The sequence below is a fragment of the Streptococcus porcorum genome, from assembly GCF_053203725.1.
The window spans coordinates 1-13,189 of the sequence record NZ_JBRUDG010000016.1 but is presented as its reverse complement, the minus strand read 5'-3'; the positions used below and the strand labels follow the sequence as shown (position 1 = coordinate 13,189).

General features: G+C 39.1%; 16 protein-coding genes and 1 tRNA gene. 5 read left to right on the top strand and 12 right to left on the bottom strand.

Features of this window, described 5'->3' with window-relative positions; all coding sequences use genetic code 11:
- The first annotated feature begins 13 nt into the window (after positions 1 to 13).
- A complete protein-coding gene (locus tag ACVRWY_RS05590; RefSeq protein ID WP_354368933.1) occupies positions 14 to 784 on the top strand; it encodes a peptidylprolyl isomerase in 771 nt (256 codons plus the stop codon).
- A gap of 89 nt (positions 785 to 873) precedes the next feature.
- Here the strand turns inward: ACVRWY_RS05590 and ACVRWY_RS05585 are convergent, their stop codons facing one another.
- The 12 genes from ACVRWY_RS05585 to ACVRWY_RS05530 all read right to left on the bottom strand — a co-directional run bounded on the left by ACVRWY_RS05585 (position 874) and on the right by ACVRWY_RS05530 (position 9,935).
- Complete coding sequence (locus tag ACVRWY_RS05585; protein ID WP_354368935.1) at positions 874 to 1,563, bottom strand: 5'-methylthioadenosine/adenosylhomocysteine nucleosidase; 690 nt, start codon at positions 1,561 to 1,563, stop codon at positions 874 to 876.
- 48 nt (positions 1,564 to 1,611) lie between these two features.
- Positions 1,612 to 1,842 carry a cell wall synthase accessory phosphoprotein MacP gene (gene macP / locus ACVRWY_RS05580; protein ID WP_354368937.1) on the bottom strand — a complete coding sequence of 77 codons (231 nt, stop codon included), beginning with the start codon at positions 1,840 to 1,842 and terminating at the stop codon, positions 1,612 to 1,614.
- Positions 1,842 to 2,396, bottom strand: coding sequence for an NUDIX hydrolase (locus ACVRWY_RS05575; protein WP_354368939.1), 555 nt, complete (start codon positions 2,394 to 2,396; stop codon positions 1,842 to 1,844). Before ACVRWY_RS05575 ends, macP begins: the two co-directional genes overlap by 1 nt.
- 9 nt (positions 2,397 to 2,405) lie before the next feature.
- Positions 2,406 to 3,785, bottom strand: coding sequence for a bifunctional UDP-N-acetylglucosamine diphosphorylase/glucosamine-1-phosphate N-acetyltransferase GlmU (glmU, locus tag ACVRWY_RS05570; protein ID WP_354368941.1), 1,380 nt, complete (start codon positions 3,783 to 3,785; stop codon positions 2,406 to 2,408).
- Positions 3,786 to 4,051: 266 nt separating this feature from the next.
- A complete protein-coding gene (locus ACVRWY_RS05565) occupies positions 4,052 to 4,507 on the bottom strand; it encodes an ASCH domain-containing protein (protein ID WP_354368942.1) in 456 nt (151 codons plus the stop codon).
- 101 nt (positions 4,508 to 4,608) lie between these two features.
- Entirely contained in the window at positions 4,609 to 4,854 is a 246-nt protein-coding gene (locus ACVRWY_RS05560; protein ID WP_273414464.1) for a DUF3977 family protein, read from the bottom strand.
- A gap of 36 nt (positions 4,855 to 4,890) precedes the next feature.
- Positions 4,891 to 5,523, bottom strand: coding sequence for an SAP domain-containing protein (locus ACVRWY_RS05555; RefSeq protein ID WP_354368944.1), 633 nt, complete (start codon positions 5,521 to 5,523; stop codon positions 4,891 to 4,893).
- 9 nt (positions 5,524 to 5,532) lie between these two features.
- Positions 5,533 to 6,231, bottom strand: a complete 699-nt coding sequence (locus ACVRWY_RS05550; protein WP_354368945.1) for a 3-oxoacyl-ACP reductase — start codon at positions 6,229 to 6,231, stop codon at positions 5,533 to 5,535.
- Positions 6,224 to 6,460 carry a DUF2829 domain-containing protein gene (locus ACVRWY_RS05545; RefSeq protein WP_354368947.1) on the bottom strand — a complete coding sequence of 79 codons (237 nt, stop codon included), beginning with the start codon at positions 6,458 to 6,460 and terminating at the stop codon, positions 6,224 to 6,226. Before ACVRWY_RS05545 ends, ACVRWY_RS05550 begins: the two co-directional genes overlap by 8 nt.
- Before the next feature lie 87 nt (positions 6,461 to 6,547).
- Complete coding sequence (locus tag ACVRWY_RS05540) at positions 6,548 to 7,552, bottom strand: sugar transferase (RefSeq protein WP_354368949.1); 1,005 nt, start codon at positions 7,550 to 7,552, stop codon at positions 6,548 to 6,550.
- A gap of 154 nt (positions 7,553 to 7,706) precedes the next feature.
- Entirely contained in the window at positions 7,707 to 9,710 is a 2,004-nt protein-coding gene (gene metG / locus ACVRWY_RS05535; protein ID WP_354368951.1) for a methionine--tRNA ligase, read from the bottom strand.
- Positions 9,711 to 9,845: 135 nt separating this feature from the next.
- A tRNA-Ser gene (locus ACVRWY_RS05530) sits at positions 9,846 to 9,935 on the bottom strand.
- Between the two features lie 80 nt (positions 9,936 to 10,015).
- Between ACVRWY_RS05530 and tehB the strand changes: the two genes are divergently transcribed.
- The 4 genes from tehB to ACVRWY_RS05510 all read left to right on the top strand — a co-directional run bounded on the left by tehB (position 10,016) and on the right by ACVRWY_RS05510 (position 12,973).
- The gene (tehB, locus tag ACVRWY_RS05525; protein ID WP_354368953.1) at positions 10,016 to 10,873 is read left to right on the top strand and encodes an SAM-dependent methyltransferase TehB; all 858 of its coding nucleotides are present in this window, start codon (positions 10,016 to 10,018) and stop codon (positions 10,871 to 10,873) included.
- A gap of 78 nt (positions 10,874 to 10,951) precedes the next feature.
- Positions 10,952 to 11,779, top strand: coding sequence for an exodeoxyribonuclease III (locus ACVRWY_RS05520; RefSeq protein ID WP_354368955.1), 828 nt, complete (start codon positions 10,952 to 10,954; stop codon positions 11,777 to 11,779).
- Between the two features lie 66 nt (positions 11,780 to 11,845).
- Positions 11,846 to 12,217, top strand: coding sequence for a VOC family protein (locus ACVRWY_RS05515; RefSeq protein WP_354368956.1), 372 nt, complete (start codon positions 11,846 to 11,848; stop codon positions 12,215 to 12,217).
- Positions 12,218 to 12,307: 90 nt separating this feature from the next.
- Positions 12,308 to 12,973, top strand: a complete 666-nt coding sequence (locus ACVRWY_RS05510) for a DNA alkylation repair protein (RefSeq protein WP_354368958.1) — start codon at positions 12,308 to 12,310, stop codon at positions 12,971 to 12,973.
- Positions 12,974 to 13,189 lie beyond the last annotated feature (216 nt).

Genomic DNA, 13,189 nt, shown 5'->3' with positions numbered 1-13,189 from the left:
ATGAGGAGCTACTATGAAAAAAATCATGTATTTATCTGCCTTGTCGCTACTTTTTTTAAGTGGTTGCAAGCAATTAGATCAAGCTATCAAAGGAGACAGCTATGTGGCATCTAGCCAAGCTAAAGAAGAAGCAAAAAAAGAGCTAGAAAAACTCAATCAAGCTGATATGCCACAATTGCAATCAAAAGTGGCTGAAGATGAAGCTGAGGTCAAACTCAAAACAAGCCAAGGAGATATCACAATAAAACTGTTTCCAAAGTATGCCCCACTTGCTGTGGAAAACTTTTTAACACATGCCAAGGAAGGTTATTATAACAGCCTTACTTTCCACAGGGTCATTAAAGACTTTATGATCCAATCAGGAGATCCTAATGGAGACGGCACTGGGGGAGAATCCATTTGGAATGGTAAAGATAGTGCTATTGATGCTGGATATGGGTTTAAAAATGAAATCTCACCTTATCTTTACCACATTAGAGGAGCGCTTGCTATGGCAAACACAGGTGATAGCCAAAGTAACGGCAGTCAATTTTTCATCGTTCAAAACTCTGACAACCAATCCAGTCAAACTTCCTCTGATTCGTATCCCCAAAAAATTATTGAAGCTTATAAAAATGGAGGCTATCCTTCTTTAGATGGCAACTATACGGTTTTCGGGCAAATTATTGACGGAATGGATATTGTGGATAAGATTGCTCAGGTTGAAACAGACAGCAACGACAAACCCAAAAAAGATATCACCATCGACTCTATTCAAATCCTTAAAGACTATAGCTTTAAATAAATTTGTGGATAAGTCTCTTAAATAAAATAAATATACTATAAAAATAATCCCCAGTTTGTGACAGTTTTCAACACAAGCTGGGGATTATTTTATAAGATGTCTAAAAAGTTAAGCAAGATTTGAGCTGAGCGTTTTCCAGCTTCAATAATAAACTCATCGAAAGTCATATTAGCATCATGCGCAGCAGTATCACTCATGGCACGGACAACAATAAATGGACGCCCTGTTGCATGGGCGGCTTGTGCAATAGCGGCTCCTTCCATTTCAACAGCTAGAACCTCTGGAAATGCTGCTTTAATCCTATCAATCTTGTCTTGCCCAGCAATAAAGCTGTCTCCTGTTGCAATTAATCCTAAATGAGCAGCTTGATCATGCTGTCTTAGAATTTTTTTAAACACATCGACAAAGACTTTATCTGACTCAAAATAAAGGGGTTGAGCTGACATTTGGCCATAAGCATACCCAAAAGCAGTTAAATCCACATCATGATAAGCTAGCTTCTCTGCAATAACCACATCACCAATAGCAATTCCCGCTGCAACAGCACCTGCTGAGCCAGTATTGATAATCCCTTCGACAGCAAACTTATCCACAAGAATTGCCACACTCATGGCACTCATGACTTTACCAACACCACTTTGAACTAGAACGACCTCATGACGTCCTAATCTACCTGTGTAGTAGCTATTTCCAATGACCGTCACTTCTTTTTTATCTTCTAGTTTATCCACAAGTAAACGCAATTCCTGCTCCATAGCAGCAATGATTCCAATTTTCATGTATTATCCTTTCAAAAAAGAGAGCTGAAAGAAGCATCAACTCCCTGTTTATAGTTTAAAAATTGCCCAAACCAAAAGTATAATCAGAAAAACTAAAATCACGAGGATTTTATTGAGTTTACTCTGGAAGGTGCTTCTTTTTTTGTTTTCAATCCGACGACTTTTATAAATCGGCTCTTGATGAGAATGGCTTTTATCCTCAATCCCTTCTTCTTGTTCTAGCCACTTTTCTCTCTTGGCTTGCTCAATGATATCATCTGTTAATAAAGGCTTTCCCATTATTTTTCACCTCCAAAATGCAAAGCGTAGTATTGAAGGGCAATAATGGTTTTAGCATCTTCTATCTGACCTGAAGCAACCAAGTCTTGACATTCTTCATAAGAAAATTCATAAACTGCTAACGTTTCATCGTCATCTTGTGGACGAGGATTTTCTACTCTCTGCAAGTCTTTTGCAAGATAGAGTTGGATCTTTTCATTGCAAAATCCGATTGCTGTATAAAAGCTATGGATTAACTCTAAATCGCCTGTATAGCCTGTTTCTTCCTCTAACTCTCGAAGAGCTGCTTCTTTTTCAGAGCCATTTTCTCCAACTTCTAGTTTGCCTGCAGGAATTTCATAGCTCACTTTTTCAATAGCTTTACGATACTGCTTGACAATGATAATTTTATTTTCAGGTGTCACAGCCAAAATAGATACCGCTCCTCTATGGAAAATCAATTCACGGGTCGCAGTTCCTTTGTCATTGGGTAAGGCCACTTGATCCACTGCAACCTTGAAAATTTTCCCTTCAAAAATGTCTTGACGTTTAAGGGTCTTTTCCTCAAATTGCATGCCTACCTCCTATTTTTGACTGGGATGATGGGGTTGTTTTAAGGCATAGCCTAATTTATTAATTTGACGGCTACGTCCAATCGCAATACTATCTTTGGGAACATCTTCAATAATCGTTGACCCTGCAGCTGTTAAAGCATTTTCACCGATAGAAAGTGGAGCAATTAAAGTTGAATGGCTGCCGACAAAGGCATTATTCCCAATTTTAGTTTTAAATTTATTTTGTCCGTTGTAGTTGACTGTAATAGTCCCCGCACCAAAGTTAACATCACGACCAACCTCTGCATTTCCAATATAAGTCAGATGTCCAGCCTTGGTATCCTCACCAATTGTAGATGCCTTAACCTCAACAAAGTTCCCAATATGTACACCACGCTCCAAGGTCGAATTAGGGCGGATATGGGCGTAAGGTCCGACAGTGACATCATCTGAAAGTGTTGAATTTTCAATCATCGAATGAGTAATCACTGTATTTTTTCCAATAAGAGAATCAACAATGTAAGTCCCACTCGTTAACCGTGTTGCCTGCCCCACTTTAGTCCTACCTTTTAAGGTGACATTAGCTTCTAAAACGACTTCTGGTGCAATCTCCACATCAATATCAATGTAAGTTGTTGCTGGATCGACAAATGAGACACCATTTATCATATGAGCTTTATTAATTCGCTGACGCATCACGTTTTCTGCAGTCGCCAAAGCCACACGGTCATTAACACCTAAACTCTCGTTGAAGTCACGAAGTTTGTAGGCACCAACTTTTTCACCAGCTTCTTTAAAGATACTGATAACATCTGTCAAGTAATACTCTCCTTGAGCATTATCTGTCGTAATATTTTTCAAAGCTTCAAACAAACGCTTATTGTCAAAGACATAAGTACCTGTATTAATTTCTTTAATCTGTTGTTCAAAATCGGAAGCATCTTTTTGCTCGACAATTTTGGTCACTTCATCATGTTGATTACGGACAATACGACCATAACCAAAAGGATTATCAGCTTCTGCTGTCAGAATCGTTGCCACATTTTTATGATTAACATGAAATTCTATCAGATTTTTTAAGCTTTCACCTGTAATTAACGGGGTATCTCCCGCAATAACCAAGGTCTGACCTTCTAGATTGGCTAACTCAGATTCTGCCATCATAACAGCATGACCTGTTCCTAACTGCTCTGTTTGAAGAGCAAACTGTGATTGGTCAGCCAAAACTTCCTTAACCAACTCAGCCTTATGTCCAATCACCGTTACATTTTTTTCGGGATTAATGGCAGAAACACTGCGAAAGACATGTTCCAACATTGTAATGCCTGCTACTTCATGAAGTACCTTTGGTAAGTCTGATTTCATGCGAGTTCCCTTACCCGCAGCTAGAATAATAGCATAATTGCTCATAATTTTTCCTCATACAATTGTTAATGTCACTTCATTATATCATTTTAGCTAGGCCTTGTTAAGTTTTTTCCTCAAGTGGATACGCCGTAGGCATAAAGAAAATGCATGTAACTATTTTCTAGCTACACGCATTTTTTCGAAATATTTTCATCATTTTGACACTTTAACAAGGACAAGTCCCTGTTCCAAAGTTATTCTATCACATTTTTTCTACCAAAAACGGATACCAATATTGAACAGTACGATTTCTGAACACTAAATTTTCTTCATACGTTTGTCGTGTCAAATGGATAAACCTTACGAAATTCTTCGCAAACGATTAAGCTGGTTTCTGAGAACTCCAATCCCTTTTCTTTAAAATAAGGCGAGAAGAACTGACGATGGCTTTTTCGCCAACTGCTCAAACTCAAGTCTCCCTCACCCTCTTTTCGAGCATGCTCTGGTGAAACGTCACCAAAAGGCACTAGAGAAACTGACGTAATCTCAATAATACAGACAGCCTGATCCTTACTATCTAAAATAACATCGTAGCTCCCGACTTGAGGCAGTGGCTCTCCTTCAAGGAAGTACAAGTCATAGGCTGAGGCAGTCGCCGTCTTTTTCCCTTGATTAACTAAGTGAGCTAACTCATCAGCTTGTACTCCAAATTGCCAAGCGTCAATGTCATCTCCGATTGAAGGATTGATTTTCTTATACTTGTTCCAAAGTTCTTGTGCGTTCATGGTTATCTCCTACTCTTTTTCTGTCTTACTTCTTCTTACAATCCGTTTGACAGAATTTCCCACTATGGTTTTCTCCTCTTCATTTTTAGGACACTCTTTCACTATTCTACCTTCGAAGCAATGCCAAAAATAAATTTGGTAGCTTTGCGACTTTTCTTTGTCCTTTTAAACCCTTCCCTGCTGTCACATATCCAGACGGACTTTCCTAGCCAAACTCTCACATATAGTGACATCGGTTTGATTTTGCCAACAATCCCTCTCATTTCAAATTCACTGCCATCCGCATGTTCAAATTCTGTGCGTAACCACCATGTATTACCATACCCAAATTCGATAAATTTTTTCATTATAGACTCCGCTTCTTGACATCATAATCTAAGAACTCACCCTTTCAAAAAGGGTGCGATTTCTTCGGCATATTCTTCTAAAAGACTTGATTGATAGACTTTTTCACGTCTTGAATCCCTAACCTGCCGCCATAAAATAGAGGCAACCTTCATTGGTGGATAGAACTGTTTACTCAAAGGGTCTTGGTTAAAATTTTTCACAAATCGGTTCCACTGATAGGTCTTTTCTTCGGCATTATCAGGCGAGGGCACTTGCGGTACTTCTAAGACTGCTATCAAATCAGCGATAGTTGCCGAATAATCCTGACTCGCCTCAACCTCTCTCATTTTAATCGCCATTGCTTTTTTGAATGAAAATTTATCAAGGCCAAAGTAGTTTTGGAAAAATTGTCTAGCCTCATCATTGAATGAAAATCCTGAATCCAATAGCTTAGTATTCAAAGTCATTTCAGATGCACTCAAAGTTTTTTTCAAACGTTTGTTTCGTCTAACAGGACGAATTTCCTCTGGTGCTTTCCCTGACAAATACTCTAGGATATAAGCTGTCAGCTCTGCCTTGGTGCCATAGGCTGGCAAGTGGTGTTGACGACAAATGTCTTCTAACTCAGTTTTGTACCAGTACTGTTCTCTAAATTCGGCAATGGTCATCTTTTCGGTAAATTCTGCCATATCATACTCCTATTTCAAACTCCATCCGCCATCCATTTTAACAATTTCTCCTTGCATAGATGCCGCCTTTCCAGATGCCAAAAACAAAGTTAACTCTGCAACTTCCTCAGGTAAGCTCCAACGTCCGATAGGCGTTTCACTAGCAACCCAATCTGCCAAACCGCCAGGCTCAAAATCTGCTTGTGTCATAGCAGTTTTGACAGCACCTGGAGCAATTCCAAAAACTTGAATGTGATCTTTAGCATAATCTAGTGCCAATTGACGCGTGAAACCTGCTAAAGCATGCTTTGATGCTGTATAAGCAGAGCCTCCACCACCTGCTAAAAAAGAAGCGATAGAACACATCGTAATGATAATGCCATCTTTTTTCTCTACCATTTTTTCCAAATAATAACGACAAATCTTGGTTGTCGCAAAAAAATTCGTGAAAAAAACGGCTTCAAACTCTTCTTCACTAACCTCTAAATGCGGTTTAAAATCATCAAGCACACCAGCTGTTAAACAAAGAATATCAACCTCTGCAATAAAGTTAAAAAGCGGCTCTAGATCTTCTAGTAAATCAAGCTTCAAAAAATGAAACTTTCCCTTTAACACTGGACAATCTGAGCGATCTACACCATACACCGTATAGCCCTCTTGTAGAAAAAGCCTAGCTTGCGCTAGACCTATCCCCGATGACACACCTGTAACCAATACCTTTTTAGTCATGAACTTCAACCCAGTCTGTCGCCAAAACATCACACGGAGTGGGACTCCACATCGAAAAACCTTCCCCCTCACCTGAAACATTAATCAAAAAATAAGGCGTGACTTCCAACTTCTGACCATTTACTTCAATTGTATCAAAGAGTTGAACATAGTTTTCAGCACCACCCCAACCTGTACGCACATACTTTTTCTTAACTTTTAAGCCTGGTAATATCTCTTCAAATGTCATGATTTTCTCCTCTATTGTTTGTCTCAATTTACTCTTTATTAATAAACGCTAGTTTCCGAATATAATTTAGATAAAGAATGACAAGCTTTATTCCTGTAACAATTGAAAAACAGAATCAATCAAAAGTTTTTTAGTAAAATAGCCATTTATAAGAAGCTCCCTAAATTTTTTAACATTTTGCACAAAAAGTTTATAATCATCAGTTGTTAACGATTGTAAGCGTTCATTTGCTTCTTCTAAAGAGCTCACAACTAACCCCAAACCATTTTTGGCAATAATGCTATGATTAGACAAAGTGTCTTGTACAATGACAGGAAGTCCTGCTACTAAATAGGTGCTCAATTTATAAGAAACATTCATCTCATAATATTTTCCATCTACACCTCCAGGTTCCGACCATACTAAACCAAAACCTCCACGTTGTGATAAATTTTGTAACAAATCTACATTATCCTTCCAACCCAAGTATTCAATATTTTTATCCAATGACATTTCACCATCACTGTAAACTAATAACTTATTAGGGTAGGTCCAATTATCAATAAAACGAAAACGACTGGGACTACCCGCAAATTGGATATTAGAACTAATTGATGGCTCTGGCAAATTCAGGCTTGTTGGGTGGTCCCACATACCTTGAATAATAATTTTCTCCACTCTCAGACCTCGTCTTCTCAACTCATCTAACATTGATTGAGAGGGAACAATCAAAAGATCCGCTTTATTATAAATGGCAATTGTCTCCTCAATTAAATACTCGTTTGGAACAAACATCAAAGGGACAATATCATGAATAAAGATAGCGATTTTTAAATTAGAATAAAGTCTTAACCTGTCTACAAACTTACTATCAAACTCTGTTGTATTCCAAGATGGGGATTGAATAATAACAATGTCATCATTTCCAACAGCTGCTAACATCCCATCCAAACGCTTAGCTAATTCAGATGGTGAGTCTACATGAATAGGATAGCTATAAATACCAATTTCATAATAACCTAATTCCTTAGCAATTTTAGCTACCATATTTTGCGCAATTAAGGCTACGCTAGTTGATGCTTGCCCATATAAATTTGTAATGTGTACTCTCATGTCTTTAACTTTCTAATTTTTTCCTGTTTATCTCAATAACCCTATAAAATCTTTCTTAGCTGGTAAAATTCTACCATATCCCCTTTTAATAAGCAAGAAGACCAAAGTCAGCCTTGAGCAAGAAAAAAGACAGAGCCACGCTCCGCCTTTTATCCTACCCAATCTGACTGCCATTTGGCACAGATGGATCGACTGTTAATAAGGTCAAGTTGCCGTCATGCTCGGCTGAGAGGATCATGCCCTGGCTAAGTAAGCCCATCATTTTACGTGGCTTAAGGTTGGCAACGATTTGAACTTTCTTTCCGACCAAGTCCTGTTCGTTTGGATAGTATTTAGCAATACCAGATAAAATCTGACGATCTTCCCCATCACCTGCGTCCAGACGGAACTTAAGCAACTTGTCAGATCCCTCTACTTTTGAGACTTCCTTGACTTCTGCTACACGGATTTCCACCTTATCGAAGTCCTCGAACTTGATCGCAGCTTTCTCGTTTTTGAGTTCCACATCAGCTGGGTTCCACTCTTTTTCTTCCTCTTGAGAAATAGCAGAGCCACCACCCATTTGAGACTTGATATAGGCAATCTCTTCTTCCATATCAAGACGTGGGAAGATTGGTGTCCCTTTTGCGACCACTGTCAATCCTGCTGGAAGACCTGCAAAGTCAAGGTTTTCAAGGTCAAATGTCGCACCCAAACCGAGCTGCTCCATAATAGCATTAGAAGTTGTCATCATAAATGGCTGGATGAGATGGGCTACGACACGCAGACTCGCTGTTAAATGCGCTATGACAGCTGCTAACTGATCACGATCTGCTTCATCTTTTGCCAAAATCCACGGCGCTGTTTCATCAATATATTTGTTAGTGCGTGAAATGATATTCCAAACCGCTTCCAAAGCACGTGGGTAATCCACAGCTTCCATGTACTTGTGGTAACTTGCCAAGTTGTCAGCCACTACTGCTGACAAGTCAGCGTCAAAATCTGTGACATTAGATACAAATGTTGGGACTTGGCCACCGAAATACTTGTTAATCATGGCAACTGTACGATTGAGCAAGTTTCCAAGGTCATTAGCTAACTCATAGTTAATACGACCGACATAATCCTCTGGGGTAAAAGTCCCATCAGAACCAACAGGTAAACTTCGCATGAGGTAATAACGTAGTGGATCTAAACCATAGCGCTCCACCAGCATCTCTGGGTAAACGACATTTCCTTTAGATTTGGACATTTTACCATCTTTCATGACAAACCAACCATGAGCCACTAAACGCTCAGGAAGCTTCATATCCAACATCATGAGCATAATCGGCCAATAAATCGAGTGGAAACGCAGAATATCTTTTCCAACCATATGATAAACTGTACCATTCCAGAACTTATCGTAGTTGGCATGATTTTCCTGACCATATCCTAGAGCAGTCGCATAGTTTAGTAGAGCATCAATCCAAACATAAACCACATGCTTAGGATTAGATGGAACAGGTACTCCCCAGGTAAAAGATGTCCGTGAAACCGCAAGATCTTCTAAACCAGGCTCGATAAAGTTTTTCATGATTTCATTCATACGACCATCTGGCTGGATGAAGTCTGGATGGGCATTAAAGAACGCAACAAGCTTATCTTGGTACTTGCTAAGGCGTAAGAAATAAGATTCCTCTGAAACCCACTCTACCTCATGTCCTGATGGTGCAATCCCACCAATGACTTGACCATTTTCATCACGGAAAACTTCCTCTAGTTGACTTTCTGTGAAAAATTCCTCATCAGAAACAGAATACCAACCCGCATACTCTCCTAGGTAGATGTCATCTTGTGCTAACAATTTTTCAAAAACAGCCGCCACCACTTCTTCATGATAATCATCTGTGGTACGGATAAATTTGTCATATGAAATATCAAGCAATTGCCAAAGCTCTTTGACACCTACTGCCATCCCATCAACATAGGCTTGAGGTGTGATGCCTGCTTCCTCTGCCTTTTGTTGAATTTTTTGACCATGCTCATCAAGACCTGTTAAGTAAAAAACCTCATGCCCCATCATTCGTTTGTAGCGTGCTAATACATCGCAAGCAACAGTGGTATAAGCAGAGCCAATATGCAACTTACCGGATGGATAATAGATTGGTGTTGTAATGTAAAATGGTTGTTTTGTCATTTTCTTCTCCTATGTCACCCTAATGAAAGGTGTTTTCTAGTAACACTTCATTATATCATATTTTATGCTATGGGGAGCTAGTTTGAGATAGAAAAAAGCTGAGCAAATTCTATACTCAGCTTTTTTAATCATCAAAGGAGGATGTGGGATTCGAACCCACGCACGCTTTTACACGCCTGACGGTTTTCAAGACCGTTCCCTTCAGCCGGACTTGGGTAATCCTCCAAATGCTCCCTTATTCTATCTTATTTTTTATCATATTGCAAGACTTTTTTGATAAAATATAAGGAGATAAGGAGACAACCATGACAGCATTACGTTTATACGATACTCTACCGACTTGGGACAGAAAAACTATCCCAAAAGCTCTACGTGAAAAATACCAAACAACTGAGGGAACCTGGTCAAAACTGACTGTCTTGTCAGGTGAGTTACAATGTGACTTTCTTGATGAAGAGGGAAATAGTGTCGAAAGACATCTCTTTACTCCTGATTCAGAAGTCCCTTTCATTTCTCCTCAGACCTGGTATAAATTGGCCGCCTTAACAGATGACACACAGCTGAGTCTGAGCTTCTACTGCCAAGATGAGGACTACATCAGTAAAAAGTATCAAACCCAGCCTCACTCTGAGGTCAAGGAAGCTGCTCCAATCTTAGCCAAAGAAAATGTACTTGATCTGGGTTGCGGACATGGTCGAAATAGTCTGTTTCTAGCCAACAAAGGTAGTAAGGTCACTGCTCTTGATCTCAATCAAGATGGTCTGGAACACCTCAAAACGATTGCTAAAGCTGAGGATTTAACCATTACGGTAAACTCTTATGACATTAATAGTGCTAAACTGACAGAAAGCTATGACAGCATCATCTCGACCGTGGTTTTTATGTTTTTAGATCCAGATCGCATCCCTTCTATCATTAAGAATATGCAGGAACAAACTAAAATAGGTGGCCATCACTTGATTGTGTCAGCAATGGATACCAAGGATTATCCTTGTCCCATGCCTTTTTCCTTTACTTTCAAAGAAGGAGAATTAAAGCACTATTATAAAGACTGGGAAATCATCAAATATAATGAAAATCTTGGCAACCTTCACCGCCTAGATTTATTTGGTAATCCTATTCGTATGCAGTTTGCCACCTTACTCGCCAAAAAAATAAAATAACCCCTCAAGCCCTGTCAGTTTCCTGACAGGCTTTTTTTTGATAAAATGAAAGGACTACTTATAGTAAAGGATATTGTTATGAAACTCATTTCTTGGAATATTGATTCCCTAAACGCTGCTTTAACCAGTGATTCTGCGCGTGCCCTCTTATCACGTGCTGTGATTGAAACACTGGTTGCAGAAGATGCTGATATTATTGCTATTCAAGAAACTAAACTGTCTGCTAAAGGGCCAACAAAAAAACACTTAGAAATTCTTGAGCATTATTTTCCAAACTATAAAAATACTTGGCGCTCATCAGTAGAACCTGCTCGTAAAGGTTATGCTGGCACCATGTTTTTGTATAAAGCAGAGCTTGATCCTGTGATCAGCTTCCCAGAAATCGATGCACCATCCACTATGGACTCCGAAGGTCGCATCATTACGCTTGAATTTGAAGATTTTTTTGTCACACAAGTCTATACTCCAAATGCTGGGGATGGTTTAAAACGCCTTTCTGAACGTCAAGTTTGGGATGAAAAGTATGCTGACTACCTTGCACAACTTGATCAGCAAAAACCTGTTTTAGCAACAGGTGACTATAATGTTGCCCACAAAGAAATCGACCTTGCCAATCCTACTTCTAATCGTCGCTCACCTGGCTTCACTGATGAAGAGCGTCAGGGCTTTACCAATTTATTAGCAAAAGGTTTCACCGATACTTTCCGCCATATCCACGGAGATGTTAAAGGTGCCTATACTTGGTGGGCACAACGTAGTAAGACGAGCAAAATCAACAACAGTGGATGGAGAATTGACTACTGGCTAGTCAGTGAACGTCTAAAATCTCAAGTCACAAAATCAGACATGATTCACTCTGGTGAGCGCCAAGATCACACCCCTATCCTTCTAGAAATTAACCTCTAAAACAAAACAATTGCCAATCCACCTCTTTACTACTATAATGAATTTTCTACAAAAAGGAGAAAAAGTATGATTACAAAATCAACAACGATGTTATATGTGACAGATACTAAAGCTGCCATGGAATTTTGGACAGAAAAAATGGGATTTGTCCTTTTAAAAACTGAAGATTTCGGTGAAGCTGTTTCTTATGAAATTGCACCTTCAACAGACTCTGCTACAAAGTTTGGCATTCACGACAAAGAATGGGTCGCAAAAGCTAACCCTGGTATGAATGTTGGCTTCCCATCTCTACTTTTTGAAGCAGACGATCTTGAAGCTGAGTATAACAAATTAACAGCTGCTGGTGTTTCGACCAACCCTATCATGGAATACCAAGGAATGGTTCACTTTACTTTTGCAGACAACGAGGGCAACTATATCGCTGTTACGAAACCGTAAACGCAAAGAGATTGGGCTTGACACTCCAATCTCTTTTTTCATCCTTAGATTTCAAGGATGAAAACTTATTTTAATGAGGTAAAAAAGCACATGACTTCTTCTAAACTCCACACCCTAAAACAACAATTAAATTTATTACAAAATCCACATGAAGCCCAAAAAATGTCAGCTTATATGCGACAGCACTTTTCTTTTTACGGCATCCCTGCTACAAAAAGACGTGACTGTTTCAAACCCTTTCTCCAAGCCGATAAAAAAGAGAAACAGATCGATTGGGAGTTTTTAAATCAAGCTTGGTGCGAAGAGGAGAGAGAAATGCAATACTTTGTTTTAGACTATATCCGCTCCTTAAAAACCTATTTGACAACAGAAGATTTAGAAAAGCTAGAAAAATTTGCCAGAGATAAACAGTGGTGGGATAGTATCGACCATCTTGCACGCACTATTGGCTATCTGGTCATAAAGGAACCTCAATTTAAAAACACCATGCTGGCTTGGGCACAAGATACTGATTTTTGGATCAGACGCATTGCTATTCTCCATCAATTAGGCTATAAAGACAAGACCGACCCCATCCTTCTTGAAAAGATTCTTTCTCGCAATCTGGGATCTGATCAATTTTTTATCAATAAAGCTATCGGTTGGGCTTTAAGAGACTATTCCAAGAGCCATCCTAATTGGGTAAGTGATTTTTTAGTACGCTATCAAGATCAATTAGCCCCTTTGAGTATCAGAGAAGCTTCAAAATATCTCTGATGCTCAAAGTGATTCTTACTATTTCATCCACCATAACTCTATCGCTTTTAAAGAGAACATAAAAAACGAGAGCCATTTTTGGACTCTCGTTTTTTGGGCTCTATAATTTCTGTAGTGGGTAAGAACACCGTGGAAATTATGGAGCCTTTTTGAATATAGAAAAAGGTCCCATATGACCTATAATGAAAAGCGACGAAACTCACATTAGAAAGGGTT

What these genes read in the sequence shown, in the direction of transcription:
- ACVRWY_RS05590 (WP_354368933.1), top strand. Translation starts at nt 14, where the DNA reads ATGAAAAAAATCATGTATTTATCTGCCTTGTCGCTACTTTTTTTAAGT.
- ACVRWY_RS05585 (WP_354368935.1), bottom strand. Translation starts at nt 1,563, where the DNA reads ATGAAAATTGGAATCATTGCTGCTATGGAGCAGGAATTGCGTTTACTT.
- macP (WP_354368937.1), bottom strand. Translation starts at nt 1,842, where the DNA reads ATGGGAAAGCCTTTATTAACAGATGATATCATTGAGCAAGCCAAGAGA.
- ACVRWY_RS05575 (WP_354368939.1), bottom strand. Translation starts at nt 2,396, where the DNA reads ATGCAATTTGAGGAAAAGACCCTTAAACGTCAAGACATTTTTGAAGGG.
- glmU (WP_354368941.1), bottom strand. Translation starts at nt 3,785, where the DNA reads ATGAGCAATTATGCTATTATTCTAGCTGCGGGTAAGGGAACTCGCATG.
- ACVRWY_RS05565 (WP_354368942.1), bottom strand. Translation starts at nt 4,507, where the DNA reads ATGAACGCACAAGAACTTTGGAACAAGTATAAGAAAATCAATCCTTCA.
- ACVRWY_RS05560 (WP_273414464.1), bottom strand. Translation starts at nt 4,854, where the DNA reads ATGAAAAAATTTATCGAATTTGGGTATGGTAATACATGGTGGTTACGC.
- ACVRWY_RS05555 (WP_354368944.1), bottom strand. Translation starts at nt 5,523, where the DNA reads ATGGCAGAATTTACCGAAAAGATGACCATTGCCGAATTTAGAGAACAG.
- ACVRWY_RS05550 (WP_354368945.1), bottom strand. Translation starts at nt 6,231, where the DNA reads ATGACTAAAAAGGTATTGGTTACAGGTGTGTCATCGGGGATAGGTCTA.
- ACVRWY_RS05545 (WP_354368947.1), bottom strand. Translation starts at nt 6,460, where the DNA reads ATGACATTTGAAGAGATATTACCAGGCTTAAAAGTTAAGAAAAAGTAT.
- ACVRWY_RS05540 (WP_354368949.1), bottom strand. Translation starts at nt 7,552, where the DNA reads ATGAGAGTACACATTACAAATTTATATGGGCAAGCATCAACTAGCGTA.
- metG (WP_354368951.1), bottom strand. Translation starts at nt 9,710, where the DNA reads ATGACAAAACAACCATTTTACATTACAACACCAATCTATTATCCATCC.
- tehB (WP_354368953.1), top strand. Translation starts at nt 10,016, where the DNA reads ATGACAGCATTACGTTTATACGATACTCTACCGACTTGGGACAGAAAA.
- ACVRWY_RS05520 (WP_354368955.1), top strand. Translation starts at nt 10,952, where the DNA reads ATGAAACTCATTTCTTGGAATATTGATTCCCTAAACGCTGCTTTAACC.
- ACVRWY_RS05515 (WP_354368956.1), top strand. Translation starts at nt 11,846, where the DNA reads ATGATTACAAAATCAACAACGATGTTATATGTGACAGATACTAAAGCT.
- ACVRWY_RS05510 (WP_354368958.1), top strand. Translation starts at nt 12,308, where the DNA reads ATGACTTCTTCTAAACTCCACACCCTAAAACAACAATTAAATTTATTA.